Annotated in this window: 16 protein-coding genes; 9 read left to right on the top strand and 7 right to left on the bottom strand. The window is 71.3% G+C overall.

Going from position 1 to position 14,756, the window contains the following annotated elements; translation table 11 throughout:
* Positions 1-120: 120 nt before the first annotated feature.
* A complete protein-coding gene (locus ACZ69Q_RS27540) occupies positions 121-372 on the bottom strand; it encodes a DUF3263 domain-containing protein (RefSeq protein WP_471046609.1) in 252 nt (83 codons plus the stop codon).
* A gap of 36 nt (positions 373-408) precedes the next feature.
* Positions 409-1,653 (bottom strand): extracellular solute-binding protein, encoded by a 1,245-nt coding sequence (locus tag ACZ69Q_RS27535; RefSeq protein WP_471046607.1) that lies wholly within the window; start codon positions 1,651-1,653, stop codon positions 409-411.
* Between the two features lie 159 nt (positions 1,654-1,812).
* Between ACZ69Q_RS27535 and ACZ69Q_RS27530 the strand changes: the two genes are divergently transcribed.
* From ACZ69Q_RS27530 to ACZ69Q_RS27515, 4 genes are all read left to right on the top strand, one after another.
* A complete protein-coding gene (locus ACZ69Q_RS27530) occupies positions 1,813-2,757 on the top strand; it encodes an ROK family protein (RefSeq protein ID WP_471046605.1) in 945 nt (314 codons plus the stop codon).
* Between the two features lie 131 nt (positions 2,758-2,888).
* Positions 2,889-3,995 carry an N-acetylglucosamine-6-phosphate deacetylase gene (gene nagA, locus ACZ69Q_RS27525; protein ID WP_471046938.1) on the top strand — a complete coding sequence of 369 codons (1,107 nt, stop codon included), beginning with the start codon at positions 2,889-2,891 and terminating at the stop codon, positions 3,993-3,995.
* Between the two features lie 144 nt (positions 3,996-4,139).
* Positions 4,140-5,069, top strand: coding sequence for a 1-phosphofructokinase family hexose kinase (locus ACZ69Q_RS27520; protein WP_471046604.1), 930 nt, complete (start codon positions 4,140-4,142; stop codon positions 5,067-5,069).
* A 92-nt stretch (positions 5,070-5,161) separates the two neighbouring features.
* A complete protein-coding gene (locus ACZ69Q_RS27515; RefSeq protein ID WP_471046602.1) occupies positions 5,162-5,563 on the top strand; it encodes an SH3 domain-containing protein in 402 nt (133 codons plus the stop codon).
* Positions 5,564-5,638: 75 nt separating this feature from the next.
* Here ACZ69Q_RS27515 and ACZ69Q_RS27510 read toward each other — a convergent pair whose 3' ends face one another.
* Together ACZ69Q_RS27510 and cdgB are read right to left on the bottom strand one after the other, a co-directional pair.
* Positions 5,639-6,565, bottom strand: coding sequence for a CBM35 domain-containing protein (locus tag ACZ69Q_RS27510; RefSeq protein WP_471046600.1), 927 nt, complete (start codon positions 6,563-6,565; stop codon positions 5,639-5,641).
* 118 nt (positions 6,566-6,683) lie between these two features.
* The gene (gene cdgB / locus ACZ69Q_RS27505; RefSeq protein ID WP_471046598.1) at positions 6,684-8,339 is read right to left on the bottom strand and encodes a diguanylate cyclase CdgB; all 1,656 of its coding nucleotides are present in this window, start codon (positions 8,337-8,339) and stop codon (positions 6,684-6,686) included.
* Positions 8,340-8,677: 338 nt separating this feature from the next.
* Here cdgB and ACZ69Q_RS27500 point away from each other — a divergent pair, with 338 nt between their 5' ends.
* The gene (locus ACZ69Q_RS27500; protein WP_471046596.1) at positions 8,678-9,277 is read left to right on the top strand and encodes a flavin reductase family protein; all 600 of its coding nucleotides are present in this window, start codon (positions 8,678-8,680) and stop codon (positions 9,275-9,277) included.
* A gap of 68 nt (positions 9,278-9,345) precedes the next feature.
* On the top strand, positions 9,346-9,819 hold the full coding sequence (locus ACZ69Q_RS27495; protein WP_471046595.1) for a GNAT family N-acetyltransferase: 474 nt from the start codon (positions 9,346-9,348) through the stop codon (positions 9,817-9,819).
* Positions 9,820-9,868: 49 nt separating this feature from the next.
* On the opposite strand, the gene ACZ69Q_RS27490 is transcribed toward ACZ69Q_RS27495, so the two are convergent.
* Complete coding sequence (locus tag ACZ69Q_RS27490) at positions 9,869-10,789, bottom strand: sigma-70 family RNA polymerase sigma factor (RefSeq protein WP_471046593.1); 921 nt, start codon at positions 10,787-10,789, stop codon at positions 9,869-9,871.
* A gap of 83 nt (positions 10,790-10,872) precedes the next feature.
* The gene (gene arfB, locus ACZ69Q_RS27485; RefSeq protein WP_380859586.1) at positions 10,873-11,310 is read right to left on the bottom strand and encodes an alternative ribosome rescue aminoacyl-tRNA hydrolase ArfB; all 438 of its coding nucleotides are present in this window, start codon (positions 11,308-11,310) and stop codon (positions 10,873-10,875) included.
* A gap of 168 nt (positions 11,311-11,478) precedes the next feature.
* On the opposite strand from arfB, the gene ACZ69Q_RS27480 reads away from it, so the two are divergent.
* The 3 genes from ACZ69Q_RS27480 (at position 11,479) to ACZ69Q_RS27470 (ending at position 13,280) form a co-directional block, all read left to right on the top strand.
* On the top strand, positions 11,479-12,054 hold the full coding sequence (locus ACZ69Q_RS27480) for a TerD family protein (RefSeq protein WP_030050335.1): 576 nt from the start codon (positions 11,479-11,481) through the stop codon (positions 12,052-12,054).
* A gap of 182 nt (positions 12,055-12,236) precedes the next feature.
* On the top strand, positions 12,237-12,791 hold the full coding sequence (locus ACZ69Q_RS27475) for a GNAT family N-acetyltransferase (RefSeq protein ID WP_471046591.1): 555 nt from the start codon (positions 12,237-12,239) through the stop codon (positions 12,789-12,791).
* A gap of 18 nt (positions 12,792-12,809) precedes the next feature.
* Complete coding sequence (locus tag ACZ69Q_RS27470) at positions 12,810-13,280, top strand: hypothetical protein (protein ID WP_471046589.1); 471 nt, start codon at positions 12,810-12,812, stop codon at positions 13,278-13,280.
* A gap of 15 nt (positions 13,281-13,295) precedes the next feature.
* Here the strand turns inward: ACZ69Q_RS27470 and ACZ69Q_RS27465 are convergent, their stop codons facing one another.
* Positions 13,296-14,744, bottom strand: a complete 1,449-nt coding sequence (locus ACZ69Q_RS27465; RefSeq protein ID WP_471046587.1) for a M1 family metallopeptidase — start codon at positions 14,742-14,744, stop codon at positions 13,296-13,298.
* Positions 14,745-14,756: the final 12 nt, after the last annotated feature.

The raw sequence follows: 14,756 nt of genomic DNA, 5'->3' as shown, positions 1-14,756 counted from the left end.
TCGGCCCAGCTCTCCCGCGCCGCTCGGCCCAGCTCTCCCGCGCCGCTCGGCCCAGCTCTCCCGCGCCGCTCGGCCCAGCTCTCCCGCGCCGCTCGGCCCAGCTCTCCCGCGCCGCTCGGCTCATCTCTCCTCCCGCCGTGCCTGACGCACCCGCCGCAGCCGGTTCACCGTGACCGGGTCGTGGGCCAGGGCCCTCGGGTCGTCCAGCAGGGCGTTCAGCAACTGGTAGTAGCGGACGGGGGCCAGGCCCAGTTCCTCGCGGATCGCACGCTCCTTGACGCCGGGGCCCGAAAAGCCCCGGCGTTCCAGAGCGAGGATGGCCCGCTCTCGGTCGGCGAGGGCGGCCTCGGGCGGGTCCTGGTGCTGGTCCATGGCTCGCACCGTAACCCCCGCCACCGACAACGGCCGCTACTCGGCGCTCTCCGCACGGGTCGCCGTCGACTGGAGCTGGCCCAGGATCGCCGACGGGCTGCCGCCGGAGGCGACGGTCTTGCCGATCCGCTTCTTGATGTCCGCACTGACCTCGGCCCAGGACGTCCGGCCGACCGGGTAGAGCTCGGAGAGCGGGAGCTGCTCCAGGAAGGGCTTGAGGTCGGCGTCCTGGGCGGCGCCGGTCATCACCGCGGACGCGGAGTTCGTGACGGGCAGCAGGTCGTACTCGCGGGAGAAGTCCAGGACGTTCTGCTTGTCGTAGACGAAGTCGAGGAACTCGCCCACCTGGTCGGCGTGGCCGTTCTCCTTGAAGGCCATCATCCAGTCCGCCACACCCATGGAGACCTTGCTCGGGCCCTCCACGCCGGGCATCGGCACCATGCCGAACTTCACGCCCTTCTTCTGGGCCATCTGCATCAGCGACGGATGGCCGTTGAGCATGCCGACGTCACCGGCCGCGAAGGCGGAGAAGGCATCGGCCCGGTTGAGCTCACCGGGTGCGACCGGGCCGGTGAGGCCCTTGCCGACCAGGTTGTTCTTGAGCCAGTCGAAGGTGGCGACGTTCTCGGAGGAGTCGATGCTGTACGTGCCGAGGTCGCTGTCGGTGTAGCCGCCCCCGCCGCTGAGCAGCCACTGCATCGTCTCGGCCTGCGCCTCCTCGGCACCGAGCGGCAGCGCGTACGGCGTCTTCACGCCCTCCGCCTTGAGCGCCTCGGCGTCGGCCGCCAGCTCCTTCCAGGTGGTCGGCGCGGAGATGCCGGCCTTCTCGAAGAGCGTCTTGTTGTAGAAGAGCAGCCGCGTGGAGGAGGCGAACGGGATGCCGTACTGCACATCCTTCACCCGGCCCGCGTCCGCGAACTGGGCGACGAAGTCGGCCTGCACGGGGATGGAGAGCAGGTCGTCGGCCCGGTAGAGCAGGCCCTTGGCGGCGTAGTCGGCGTACGCGCCGATCTGCGCCATGTCCGGCGCGTTCCCGGCGTCGACCATCTCCTTGACCTTGGCGTCGACGTCGTTCCAGGAGTAGACGGTGACGTCGACGCTCACGCCAGGGTGCTCGGCCTCGTAGGCCGTGACGAGCTTGTCCCAGTACTTCTGGGAACCGTTGGAGTCGTTGTCCCCATAGTCCGCGGCGACCAGCCGCAGCGTCACCTCGTCCGAGTCACCGGTCAGCCCGCAGCCTCCCAGGGCCGCCGTCAGGCCCAGCGCGGACACCGCCGCCATCGCTCCCGTACGCCTACGACCACGACTACGCCCCTGCACGCCAAACCGCCCCACGCCCATGTTCGAAATTTTCGAAACGTCATACATATTGCCCCCATAAGGTCTACACCACGTAAGTGGACTAGACCTCTCGCGGGTGCGCAAGCCACACTGTCCCCCGTGAGACACGTCATCGCCCTCGATGTGGGCGGCACCGGGATGAAGGCCGCCCTGGCCGGGGAGAGCGGCGAGCTGCTCCATCAGGCCCGCCGCCCGACCGGGCGCGAGCGCGGGCCGGACGCGGTCGTCGAGGGCATCCTCGACTTCGCCGCCGAGCTGCGCGCGCACGGCGAGGAGCGCTTCGGCGAGCCCGCCGCGGCCGTCGGCGTCGCCGTCCCCGGCATCGTCGACGAGGAGCGGGGCATCGCCGCCTACGCGGCCAACCTGGGCTGGCGGGACATACCCCTGCGCCGCCTGATGGCCGAACGGCTCGGCGGCGTACCCGTCGCCCTCGGCCACGACGTGCGCACCGGCGGTCTCGCCGAGGGCCGGATCGGCGCGGGCAAGGGCGCCGACCGATTCCTCTTCGTGCCGCTCGGCACCGGGATCGCCGGCGCCATCGGCATCGACGGCCGGGTGGAGGCGGGCGCGCACGGCTTCGCGGGCGAGATCGGCCACATCGTCGTACGGCCGGGCGGCACGCCCTGCCCGTGCGGACAGCGCGGCTGCCTGGAGCGGTTCGCGTCCGCCGCGGCGGTGAGCGAGGCGTGGGCCACGGCCTGCGGGGACCCGGAGGCGGACGCCGCGGACTGCGCCAAGGCCGTCGCGTCCGGCGACCCGAACGCCGTACGGATCTGGCAGGTGGCCGTGGAGGCCCTCGCCGACGGCCTGGTCACCGCCCTCACCCTGCTGGACCCCCGCACCCTGATCATCGGTGGCGGCCTCGCCGAGGCGGGGGAAACCTTGTTCACACCACTGCGGGACGCCGTCCGGCAGCGGGTCACTTTCCAGAAGCTGCCGTCCATCGTCCCCGCGGCCCTGGGCGACACGGCGGGATGCCTCGGCGCCGGGCTACTGGCCTGGGATCTCCTCGACAACACCGACCGTACGGAGGTAACCCCCTGATGGCGAACGCCCTAGGGGCGCGGGACAGCGCTGAATATGCGGCTACCGCCGCGGGAGCGCGACCAGCCACCACGCACCCGCAGCCCGCGACGGACAAGGTGCCCCTCATCCTGTCCGGCGCCAACGTGGTCATGCCGACGGGAACCCTCGAAGAGGGCCGAGTGATCGTCGACGGCACCCGGATCGCCGCCGCGGCCCCGGAGAACGCCCGGGTGCTCGACGCGACCGGCCACTACGTGATTCCCGGCTTCGTCGACATCCACAACCACGGCGGCGGCGGAGCCTCCTTCACCTCGGGCACCCCCGAGGAGGTGCTGCAGGGCATCCACACCCACCGCCTGCACGGCACCACCACCCTCGTCGCCTCCACCGTCACCGGCGACATGGACTTCCTCACCCGGCGCGCGGGCCTGCTGTCCGAGCTGGCCGAGCAGGGCGACATCGCGGGCATCCACTTCGAAGGGCCGTTCATCTCGCCCTGCCGCAAGGGCGCGCACTCCGAGGAGCTGCTGCGCGATCCGGCCCCGGCGGACGTCCGCAAGCTGATCGACGCCGCCCGCGGCCACGCGACGATGGTCACCCTCGCCACCGAACTGCCCGGCGGCATCGACTCCGTACGGCTGCTCGCCGAGCGCGGCGTCATCGCGGCGATCGGGCACACGGACGCGACGTACGAGCAGACGGTGGAGGCGATCGAGGCGGGCGCCACGGTCGCCACCCACCTGTTCAACGCGATGCCGCCGCTCGGCCACCGCGAGCCGGGCCCGATCGCGGCCCTGCTGGAGGACGAACGGGTGACGGTCGAGCTGATCAACGACGGCACGCACCTGCACCCGGCGTCCCTGCAACTGGCGTTCCATCACGCGGGCGCGGACCGGGTCGCGTTCATCACGGACGCGATGGACGCGGCCGGCTTCGGCGACGGCCGCTACATGCTCGGCCCGCTGGAGGTCGAGGTCGCCGACGGGGTGGCCCGCCTGGTCGAGGGCGGCTCGATCGCGGGCTCGACCCTCACCCTGGACCGCGCCTTCAAGCGTGCGGTCACCGTCGACCGGCTGCCGATCGAGGACGCGGTGGCGGCCCTGTCCGCCAACCCCGCCAGGCTGCTCGGCCGCTACGACCGCATCGGCTCACTGGAGCCCGGCAAGGACGCCGACCTGGTGGTACTGGACTCCGACTTCGACGTGAAGGGCGTCATGCGCCGGGGTGAATGGGTGATCGATCCCCAACTGGGGTGATGTGTCCGCCTGTTGGGGGCGGCAGTTGTCCTGCGAGACTGGGACGACTGCCGCCCGTTTGGCATGATCGGCGTCGGCCGGAGGGAACAACCGGCGGACGGACGGCGCACGCATGCTGAATTCTTCGGGGGAGGTCGGGTACAGGTGATCCTCACGGTCACGCTGAACAGCGCGCTCGACATCACCTATCGCGTACGGGCGCTGCGGCCCCACGCCTCCCACCGGGTCTCCGATGTGACCGAACGCCCCGGCGGCAAGGGGCTGAACGTGGCCCGGGTGCTGGCGGCCCTCGGGCACGAGGTGACGGTCACGGGCTTCGCGGGCGGCGCGACGGGGCGGGTGGTCCAGGAGCGGCTCACCGCCGTCCCCGGCGTGGTGGACGCCCTGGTGCCGGTCACCGGCGCGACCCGGCGCACCATCGCCGTCGTCGACGAGCTGACCGGCGACACGACCCAGCTCAACGAGCCCGGCCCGACGGTCACCGCCGCCGAGTGGTCGGCCTTCCAGGAGGCGTACGACGACCTGCTGGCGTCCGCCTCCGTGGTGGCCCTGTGCGGCAGCCTGCCTCCGGGCGTGCCGGTGGGCGCGTACGCCGGCCTGGTGCGGTCCGCGAAGGCGGCCGAAGTACCCGTCCTGCTGGACACCAGCGGCGAGGCGCTGCGCCGCGGGGTCGCCGCCCGGCCGGACATCATCAAGCCCAACGCCGACGAGCTGGCCGAACTGACCGGCTCCCACGAGCCGTTGCGCGCCACGCAGGACGCGCGCCGGCGAGGCGCCCGCGCGGTCGTGGCCTCCCTCGGCGAAGCCGGCCTGCTCGCCCTCACCCCCGAGGGCCGCTGGCGGGCCACCCCACCCACCCGCCTGCACGGCAACCCGACAGGCGCGGGCGACGCGGCGGTGGCGGGCCTGCTGTCGGGCCTGGTGGAAAAACTCCCCTGGCCGGACCGCCTGACCCGAGCGACAGCACTGAGCGCGGCGAGCGTCGTGTCACCGGTGGCGGGAGAGTTCGACCGGGGAACGTACGAGGAGTTCCAGAACCGGGTGGCGGTGACCGGGGAGGTCACCGCGGCCTGAAAATTTCCTCCTGGCATGCCCCTGTCGCCCTATATGATCAACGGTGATCACGGATCCACCTGACCAGGGATCCACTTCCATTGGGGGAAGTCATGTACAACGCAAGGAAGTTCGCGCGCCTCGCCGCCGTCGGCCTGGCCTCAGTCGGGCTCGTCGCGACCATGAACGGCGCGGCGACCGCGGACCCGGGGACCACCGCCCGTGCCGCGGACGCCCTGACCATCAGCGCGGCCGCACAGGAGTGGGGCGGCGGCTGGAACAACGACCGGGACGTCAGTATCCGGGAGAAGCCCAGCACCACCGCCCTCAAGGTCGGCACCCTGAAGAAGGGAAAGATCGTCAAGTGCTGGGTCGCCGGCTGTAGTGCGGTCGACGCCGGCAGCTACAAGTGCACGAGCACCTCGCCGACCGAGAAGCGCTGGCACGAGGTGCGCTGGAACGGCAAGAAGGCGTACGCCGCGACCCGGTGCCTTGAGTGGGGCCGCGTCGAGTGACCTGACCGCTGCACGGCTCCGAAACGATGGCGGCCGTCCTCGACGCAGTGTCGAGGACGGCCGCCGTCGCACGACTCAGTTGTCGCTCTCCGTGGTCAGCGATAGCTGGTCCAGGACGGCGTCGCACTGGTTGCCGTCGTTGCAGGCGATCTCGATCGTGTTCGTGCCCTTGTTCAGGTTCACGTTGGCCCAGGTGGTCTTCCAACCCTTTTCCCAGTCACCCTCGGGCGTGTTGCCGAAGTTCTCCATGTTCAGCGGCTGGGTGTTGGCCGTGCCGTTGACCAGCAGCGTCGCGTTGGCGTCCTTCCCCGGGACGCCGTAGCGCACGTACAGCCGATAGGTGCCGGCCTTCTCGATGTCGCTGACGGACCACGTGACCTTGGCGCCGACCTGGTTGAAGTTGGTGACGTAGACGCCGCCGTCGGCCTTGGCACCCTTGAAGTCGGAAGCCGTGGCAGCACCGCCGTCCAGGCGGAGTGCCTTCGCGTCGATCTTCGGCAGCTCCACCTGGTCCCCGGCGCCGCTGCTCGCCGAAGGGCTCGACTCCGCGCTCTGGGACTGCGTCGGCGTCGACCCCGCCTCGTTGTCCTTCTTGTCCTTGTCGTCGTCGCCGCCCAGCATCGCCACGCTGATGCCGATGACGACCGCCGCGACGACGGCGATGGCGCCGATGAGGAGGCCCTTGGTGTTCGGGCCCCGGCCGCGCCCTCCGCCGTACGACGGCTGCTGTTGCTGGACCGTGGTCGCCCCGCCGGGCAGCGTCTCCGGTGCCGCGTAGTGCGCGTTCGGCTGGCCGTAGGCGCCCTGCTGCGGTATCGGGGCGGCCGCCGGCTGCTGCTGGCCGTACTGGCGCTGGCCGACGGCGCGTACCCGGTTGACGGCGTTCGGGTAGCCGTAGCCACCGGACGGCGGCTGGGCTCCGTTGGCCTGCCCGTCGGCGTAGAGGTAGCCGAACGGGTCGTCGTCCTCGGGCGTGCTGGCGCCGTTGTTGCCGGACGTCATCCCTTGGTACTCCTCACCAGGTGCGGGCGTTGCGATAGGACGGTCAGAATGGCGAGCCTACCCGCTCCTGCTGGCCCAAACGGGTGACTCAGACCGCATCAGCTCGCTGACCTGGGATTCATCCCGCCCGTCTGTGTTGTTTGGGACGAGATCGTTTCTCTACGTACATCCGCTCGTCAGCGGACTTCAACACTTCGTCCGCGGTCATCCCGCAGTGGGCCCACCCGATGCCGAAGCTGGCCCCGACCCGCACGGCACGGCCCTCGGCCCGGATCGGCTGGATGATCTCGTTGCGCAGACGAACGGCGAGGTCCTGGGCGTCGGCACGGCCGAGCCCGTTGGCGAGGATCACGAACTCGTCGCCGCCGAGCCGGGCCACGGTGTCGCCGTCGCGGACCTGCCGGGTCAGACGCCGGGCGACCTCGATGAGCACCGCGTCACCCGCGTTGTGCCCGAACCGGTCGTTGATCGACTTGAAGCCGTCGAGGTCGCAGAAGAGCACCGCGAGCCCCTTGGTGCCGTCGTCGCGCTCGCTCTCGTCGGGCGAGACGGCATGGACGTGGTGGTCGTAGGCCTCGAGCGCCGCCACGCCCGGGAAGTCGAAGCCGTGGCCGTTGGCGTCGAAGACGGCGGGGTGGCCGTACGCGGCGTCCATGGACTCCAGGGCACCCGCGTGGGTGGGGCGCCTGCACAGCCGCGCGGACAGGCGCGAGCGCAGCTCGGCGGAGTTCGGCAGGCCGGTGAGCGAGTCGTGCGAGGCGCGGTGGGCGAGCTGGAGCTCGCGGCGCTTTCGCTCCTCGATGTCCTCGACGTGGGTCAGCAGGAAGCGGGGGCCGTCGGCCGCGTCCGCGACGACGCTGTTGCGCAGCGACACCCAGAGGTACGAACCGTCCCGGCGCCCGAGCCTGAGCTCCGCGCGTCCCCCCTCGGCGGACGTCCGCAGCAGCGTGCCGATGTCCTCGGGGTGGACGAGGTCGGAGAAGGAGTAGCGGCGCATCGCGGAGGCCGGGCGGCCGAGGAGACGGCAGAGCGCGTCGTTGGTGCGCAGGATGCGGCCGTGCTGGTCGCCGCCCATCTCGGCGATGGCCATGCCGGAGGGGGCGTACTCGAAGGCCTGCCGGAAGCTCTCCTCGCTCGCGCGCAGGGCCTGCTGCTCGCGCTCCAGCCTCACCAGCGCCCGCTGCATATTCGCGCGTAGACGTGCGTTGCTGATCGCGATGGCGGCCTGGAACGCATACATCTGGAGCGCCTCGCGCCCCCACGCGCCCGGCAGCCGGCCGTTGCGCGGCCGGTCCACGGACAGGACCCCGATCAGCTCGCCGCACGCGCCGCCCGGCACGCCGGGCGTGTACATCGGCGCGAACAGGCGGTCCGAGGGGTGCCACTCGTCCTCGAAGCGGGGCGCGGGCCCGTCGGTGTACCACTGCGGGACGTCGTCGTCGTCGAGGATCCAGCCCTCGGTGTGCGGTATGAACACCAGGTCGCCCCAGTGCTCGCCCATGCTCAGCCGGCGCTCCCACGCCTCGCGCGAGCCGACCCGGCCGGTGATGAGGGCCTCGGCGGCGGGGTTGCCGGAGAAGGCGGCGACGACGAGATCGCCGTCGGGGCGCACGAGGTTGACGCACGCGAGCTCGTAGCCGAGGCCGGTGACGACGCCGTCGGCCACGGTCTGAAGCGTGTCCGCCAGGCTGCGGGCCGTGTTCATGTCCGCCATGACCTGGTGCAGTTGCCGCAGGGTCGCAAGACGGACGTACGGCTCCGACTCGGTCTCCATGCTCGCCCTCCCCCCGAGACCTCGCAGCGAATCAAGGGTTCTACTCCGGCGTAACTTCCCTTGCTAGTTCCCCGCCACTGAATCACAGCGCGCTGCCCACTCGGTACACAGGGTCAACAATTAATGGCTCTTGTGACTCAAGTCACAGGTAAAGGTGAACAATTGAGCGGTGTTTCTGCGTTTTTCCTGTGTGTTTACTGGACGCAAACTGAGTGCGTGCGTGGAGATGGCACGAAACGGCCGCGAACAGTTCCGCACGACTCCGTCGGGAGTCCTAGGTCCGTTCTCGGGCGCAGGCCCGATGTGGGGCGTGCGGGACCGACATTAGCGTTTCCGGCGTGCCGAACACTTCTCTCCCCACGCAGCCCTTGACCGCCGTCCTCCCCGCCTCCCGGGGCCCCTTTGGGCATGCTGAGGGAGTGAGCGACGACGAGTTCCGTGCCGCGATGTCGCGGCTTGCCGCCGGCGTGGTCCTGGTGACCGCGGTGGAGCCGCCGCTGGACCCGGACGATCCGCACGCGCCGCCGGGCGAGGACGTCGGCATGACGGCGACGGCGTTCATGTCGGTGTCCCTGGATCCGCCGTTGGTGCTGGTCAGCCTGCGTACGGGGGCCCGTATGGACGACCTGCTGGACGAGCAGCCGCTGTGGGCGGTCTCGGTCCTCACCGAGAGCCAGCGCCACATCGCCGGGCGCTTCGCGATGAAGGGCCGGGTCAGCGACCGCCTGCTGTTCGCCGACATCCCCTACGTCCGCGGCAAGGAGAGCGGCGCCCCTCTGGTGGGCGGCGCCCTCGCCACGCTGGAGTGCCGCACCGAACAGCGGGTGACGGCCGGCGACCACACCCTGGTGATCGGGCGCGTCCTGTCGGCCTCGCTGCCGAGTGCGGACGGTCGTCCGCTGACCTATTTCCGGGGCCGTTACCGGCAGTTGGGATGATCTCCGCGGCGGATACGGCGGTCGAATTCCCGTGGCCCGCGAGTGATCGTCCGGCATACCGTCCCGGTATGACGCCGACGACTTCCGCACCCCGCCTCGAAAACATCACACCTGGAAATTTCGAGGCCGCTACAGGCATACGGGTCCGCCCCGACCAGGAACACGCGGTCTCCCCTGTGATGCAGTCCCTCGCGGAGGCATACGTTCATCCCGAGGGCGTGGCCTGGCCCCGTCTGATCGTCGACGGCGACCGCCCGGTCGGCTTCCTGATGGCCTTCCTCGACATCGACTGGCGCGGCGACGGCAGTCTGCGCCGCTCGGGCCTGTGGCGGCTGAACATCGCCGCCGGGGAACAGGGCCGGGGCTACGGTCGCTTCGCCGTCGAATGCGTGGCCACGGAGCTGCGCCGCCGCGGCGTCACCGAGTTCTACGTCACCTGGCACCCCGGCCCCGACGGCCCGGAGGGCTTCTACACGGGACTGGGTTTCCGGCCCACCGGGGAGACGTCCGGGGACCAGACGGTGGGCGTGCTGGAGCTGTAGGCGGGGCGGGTGCCGGCCCCCTCGGACGTCCCGCCCCGCCGGGCCGGCTCTAGATCGGCTCGATGTCCAGCCGGGCCACCCGCGCCGGATCCGTGACGATGTCGATCACGGCGATCCGATCCCGTACGAACGCAAACCGCAGCGCCCGTTCCACCCGCCCGCCGGCCAGCACCACGCAGCCGGGCGCGCCGTCGACGAGCGCGTGCCGGGCGACCGGGGCGGGCCGCGCGCCCAGGGCGGCCGACCCGAACGTCGAGGCGCCCCGTGCCACCGCCGCCGCGCCGGTCGTCACGCCGGCCTCGGAGCGGGCGATGACATCCGGGTCGAGGACGTCGAGCAGCCCCTCGAAGTCGCCCTCGCGCGCGGCGGCGAGGAAGGCGTCGACGACCTCCCACCGCCGGCGCCGAAGGGCCCGGTCGTGCTCGGGCACCTCGGCGCCCTGCACCCGGCGCCGGGCCCGGCTGGCGAGCTGCCGCGCGGCGGCCGGCGTACGGTCCACGACGGCCGCGACCTCCTCGTACGGCACCCCGAACAGGTCGTGCAGCACGAACGCGAGCCGCTCGGCGGGCGTCAGGGTGTCCAGTACGACGAGCAGGGCGATGCCCACCGAGTCCGCGAGGAGCGCGTCCTGCTCGGGGTCGGCCGGCGGCGAGGCGGAGGCGGCGGAGCCGGCGACCGAGCCGCCGGTTGGTGCCGCCGTGGTGTCCAGGGGCTCCTCCGCGCGCGACTTGCGGGAGCGGAGCATGTCGAGACAGACCCGGCCGACGACGGTCGTCAGCCAGCCGCCGAGGTTGTCGACGCGGCTGGTGTCGGAACGGCTCACCCGGAACCACGCCTCCTGCACCGCGTCCTCGGCCTCGGCGGTCGATCCGAGCATGCGGTGCGCCACGGCCCGCAGATGGCCGCGGTACGTCTCGAAGCGCTGGGCGAGGAAATCGGGGTCGTCGGTGCCGGTGCCATCGGCGCTCATCAGTCGCAGCCTCTCGTCGCGATCCGTCCGTCGTCACTGCGTTGACGGATCGCGCGGCGCGAATGTGACTCCCGGCCCGGCGCCTACCCCCAGTCCCGGCCGGACCGACCCCGCTTGGTGTCGGAGCGCTGCTTCTTCTCCCTCAGCCGGCGCTCGTTGATCCCGCGGGGAATGCGGGTCGGCCTGCGCGGCTTGGGCGGCGGGGCGCTCGCCTCGGCGAGGAGCGCGGCGAGGCGTACGGCGGCGGTCTCGCGGTTGCGCCACTGGGAGCGGTGCTCGGAGGCGCGCACGGTGAGGACGCCGTCGACGAGCTTTCCGGCCAGCCGCTCCAGCGCCCGCCGCTTCCACACCTCGGGCAGCGCCTCGGTCTTCGCGAGGTCGAAGCTCAGCTCCACCCGTGAGTCACTGGTGTTGACGTGCTGGCCACCCGGCCCGCTCGACCTGGAGAAACGCCACATGAGCTCGGCCTCGGGGAGCGAGACGGAGCCACGGATGACGTAAGGACCGGACATGCCGTCCATGGTCGCGCGTCTGTCCGGTCCACGTCACGCGAATATCCCGTGTCTCCCCTACGGGTGCTCTTTGGCAAAGAAAGTAAAGACACCTGGAACCTGAGGTACCCCTCTCCGCGTTGATAGGGGTAGCTGTAGCTTCTAGCCGTACCGCAACGAGGGAAGGGACTCCCAACAATGGCTGTAAGCCTGTCCAAGGGTGGCAACGTCTCGCTCACCAAGGAGGCTCCGGGCCTGACCGCCGTCACCGTGGGCCTCGGCTGGGACGTCCGCACCACCACCGGCACGGACTTCGACCTCGACGCGTCCGCGATCGCGGTCAACCCCACGGGCAAGGTCTACTCGGACGCCCACTTCGTCTTCTTCAACAACAAGCAGACGCCGGACAGCACCATCGTCCACACCGGTGACAACCGCACCGGCGAAGGCGCCGGCGACGACGAGGCGATCAACGTCAACCTCGCCGGCCTCCCGGCCGACGTCGACAAGATCGTCTTCCCGGTCTCGATCTACGACGCGGAGAACCGCTCGCAGAACTTCGGCCAGGTCCGCAACGCGTACATCCGCATCGTCAACCAGGCCGGCGGCGCCGAGATCGCCCGCTACGACCTCTCCGAGGACGCGGCCACCGAGACCGCCATGGTCTTCGGCGAGCTGTACCGCAACGGCGCCGAGTGGAAGTTCCGCGCGGTCGGCCAGGGCTACGCCTCGGGCCTGGTCGGCATCGCCCAGGACTTCGGCGTGAACGTCTGAGCACCCCGCACCACCCTGGAACCCCCGGCTCCGGCCGGGGGTTCCGGCGTTGCGCGGGCGGCACGGGCTGCGTCGCGAGCGACGGGATAGCAGAGGTCGCCCGGCGCAGGCCCGCGACGCAGGTCCCGGCACAGGTCACCCGTCACAGATCACCCGGCAGACGGCTTCGATAAGTTGCCCGAATGATCCTCGACCCCCTCCCCCTCACCTCCGACCACGACATCCCGTCGGCGGTCCTCACCGAACTCACCGCCCTCTACGCCGCCAACCACGAATTCCACGCGCTCAGCGGCGACTTCCCGGACCCGGACGACATCCGCCCGGAGCAGGTGGCCGCCGCGCTCGCCGACGAGTTGGCGGCCCCCGGGGCGGAGGTGCTGCTCGCCCGCAGTGAGGGCCGCCTGGTCGGTATCGCCATCACCCTGGCCCAGCACCCGGACCCGGTCGACCCGGACCCGTGGATCGGGCTGCTGATGGTGGACGCGACGGCCCACGGCCGGGGATTCGGCCGACGGCTGGCCACCCTCGTCGAGGACCGCTTCCGCACAGCGGGCCGCACCGCCGTACGCCTGGCCGTCCTCGACAACAACCCCAAGGCCCTCGCCTTCTGGACGGCCCTCGGCTACGACACCATCGCCTACGGCCGCGACCGCCAGCTCGACCGCCCGTGCACGGTCCTGCAGAAGCAGCTCACCGCGTCGTCCACCGCTTCCTCCCCCGTCGCCGACGAGACCTGACCCGAGCGGAACGACGACGTGGACTTCACGACCCTGGCCGGGACCGCCCTGGGTGCGCTCGTGGGCATCGGCTCGACCCTGCTGGCGGACCGGGCCCGCTGGCGCCGCGACCTGGCCGACCGGACCCGGCAGGAACGCAGGCAGATCTATGTGAACGTGCTGACGAAATACCGGCTCGCCTACGAGGCCATGCACGCGGCCGCCGCCGCTCGCCACGTGGAGGACGGGGCGAGGCAGGCGGCCGTACAGGAGGCGTTCCGTGCGTCGGGCTGCGACGAGGCGCGTGAGACGGCGCTGATCTGCGCTCCGCAGGAGATGTCGGACGTCCTGGAGGACGTCTACTCGACGCTGCGGGACCTCCAGGAGGTGTTCGCCTCGGGTGAGCCACCGCTCGGCTCACCGGAGTTGCAGGAGCGGCGGCTCAAGCACGCCGAGGCGGTCTGGGCCGCGCGGGCGGCGATGCGCCGGGACCTTGAGCGGGCCGCCTGACGGGGAGGGCCGCCGCTACGGGTGCTCGGGCCGCCCTTCCCCGTACAGCCAGTCCTCCCAGACGGTCGTGAAGTCCTCGTCCGGGGCCTTCTTCTCCACGTAGGACGTGAAGTCGTCGGTGTCCGCGTTGCCGTGGCGGTGGGTGGCCGCCCAGCCCTGGACGATGTCGTAGAAGGTGTCGTCGCCGACCTTCTGGCGGATCTTGTGCAGGACCATCGCGCCGCGTTCGTAGACGGGCGGGTCGGAGATGCGGGCGGCGCTCGTGGGCTTGGCGGGCGGGAAGTCCCAAAGGCCCTCGTGGTCGTCCTCGCCGTGGTCGTAGAGGGCGTCGAAGGTCTCCTGGGCGGAGTCGCCGTCGTTGTCCTCCTCCCACAGCCACTCCGCGTAGGTCGCGAAGCCCTCGTTCAGCCACATGTCCCGCCAGGTCTTCGGCGTCACGGAGTTGCCGAACCACTGGTGGACGAGCTCGTGGACGAGCAGTTCGGTGCCGGGGGCGCCCGGGAAGACGGGCCGGTTCTGGGTCTCCAGGGCGTAGCCGGCATCGCCCTCGTCGGCGACGATCGCGCCGGTTGAGGAGAAGGGGTACGGGCCGAAGTTGTACTCCGCCCACTCCATGATCTCGGGGATCCGGGTCAGCACCTTGCGCGCGGGGCCCTTCTGGCCGGGGGCCACGGCGGTGTAGACGGGCAGGTCGTCCTCGGTCGTGGTGACCGTGGACCGGGCGATGTCGTAGTCGCCGATGGCGAGCGTCGCGACATAGCCGGCCATGGGTTCGGCCGTGCGCCAGTGGAACGTCGTACGGCCCTCGCGGGTGGTCCGCTCCGCCAGCTCGCCGTTCGACACGGCCTCCAGCCCGTCCGGCACGGTGACCGAGATGTCGTACGCCGCCTTGTCGGAGGGGTGGTGGTTGCCGGGGAACCAGGCCATGGACCCCGTCGGCTCGCCGAGGGCGAGCGCGCCGGCGCCGGTCGGCAGCCAGCCCTCCTCGGACCCGTCGGGGTCGGTGAGGGTCTGCGGGGTTCCGGAGTAGCGGACGGTGACCCGGAAGGTCTCACCCTCGTCGAGGTCGTCGTGCGGCCGTACGACCAGCTCCTGGCCGTTACGGCTCCAGCGGGCCTGCCGGCCCTCCACCGACACCTTCTCGACGTCCATCCCCTTCAGATCGAGGTCGAAGGCGGAGAGGTCCTTGCCGGCGCGTGCGGTGATCTCGGCGGTGCCGGTGAGGTGGCGCTCGTCCGGGTCGTAGGCGAGGTCGAGGCCGTAGTGGGTGACGTCGTAGCCGCCGTTGCCGGCCTTGGGGAAGTACGGATCGCGCGCGCCGGAACCGCCGGGGGTGCCGTGCACTCCGCCGCACGCCGTGAGGGCGAGGGCGAGCAGGCCGCAGGCGCCGGCCCGGGAGATCCGGGCGGCCGACGGAACCCGTGCGGTCGGGCGGGCGGGGACAACAGGTGCGGAACGGGACACGCCAGTGATCCT

It is taken from the genome of Streptomyces sp. NPDC036764, from assembly GCF_055609385.1.
Note: the sequence above shows the minus strand (reverse complement) of the source record. Positions and strands in the feature narration are given on the sequence as shown.

Excerpts from the sequence above, each read along its gene's own strand:
- ACZ69Q_RS27540 (WP_471046609.1), bottom strand. The coding sequence starts at position 372 with ATGGACCAGCACCAGGACCCGCCCGAGGCCGCCCTCGCCGACCGAGAG.
- ACZ69Q_RS27535 (WP_471046607.1), bottom strand. The coding sequence starts at position 1,653 with ATGGCGGCGGTGTCCGCGCTGGGCCTGACGGCGGCCCTGGGAGGCTGC.
- nagA (WP_471046938.1), top strand. The coding sequence starts at position 2,889 with ATGCCGACGGGAACCCTCGAAGAGGGCCGAGTGATCGTCGACGGCACC.
- ACZ69Q_RS27515 (WP_471046602.1), top strand. The coding sequence starts at position 5,162 with ATGTACAACGCAAGGAAGTTCGCGCGCCTCGCCGCCGTCGGCCTGGCC.
- ACZ69Q_RS27510 (WP_471046600.1), bottom strand. The coding sequence starts at position 6,565 with ATGACGTCCGGCAACAACGGCGCCAGCACGCCCGAGGACGACGACCCG.
- cdgB (WP_471046598.1), bottom strand. The coding sequence starts at position 8,339 with ATGGAGACCGAGTCGGAGCCGTACGTCCGTCTTGCGACCCTGCGGCAA.
- ACZ69Q_RS27495 (WP_471046595.1), top strand. The coding sequence starts at position 9,346 with ATGACGCCGACGACTTCCGCACCCCGCCTCGAAAACATCACACCTGGA.
- ACZ69Q_RS27490 (WP_471046593.1), bottom strand. The coding sequence starts at position 10,789 with ATGAGCGCCGATGGCACCGGCACCGACGACCCCGATTTCCTCGCCCAG.
- arfB (WP_380859586.1), bottom strand. The coding sequence starts at position 11,310 with ATGGACGGCATGTCCGGTCCTTACGTCATCCGTGGCTCCGTCTCGCTC.
- ACZ69Q_RS27480 (WP_030050335.1), top strand. The coding sequence starts at position 11,479 with ATGGCTGTAAGCCTGTCCAAGGGTGGCAACGTCTCGCTCACCAAGGAG.
- ACZ69Q_RS27475 (WP_471046591.1), top strand. The coding sequence starts at position 12,237 with ATGATCCTCGACCCCCTCCCCCTCACCTCCGACCACGACATCCCGTCG.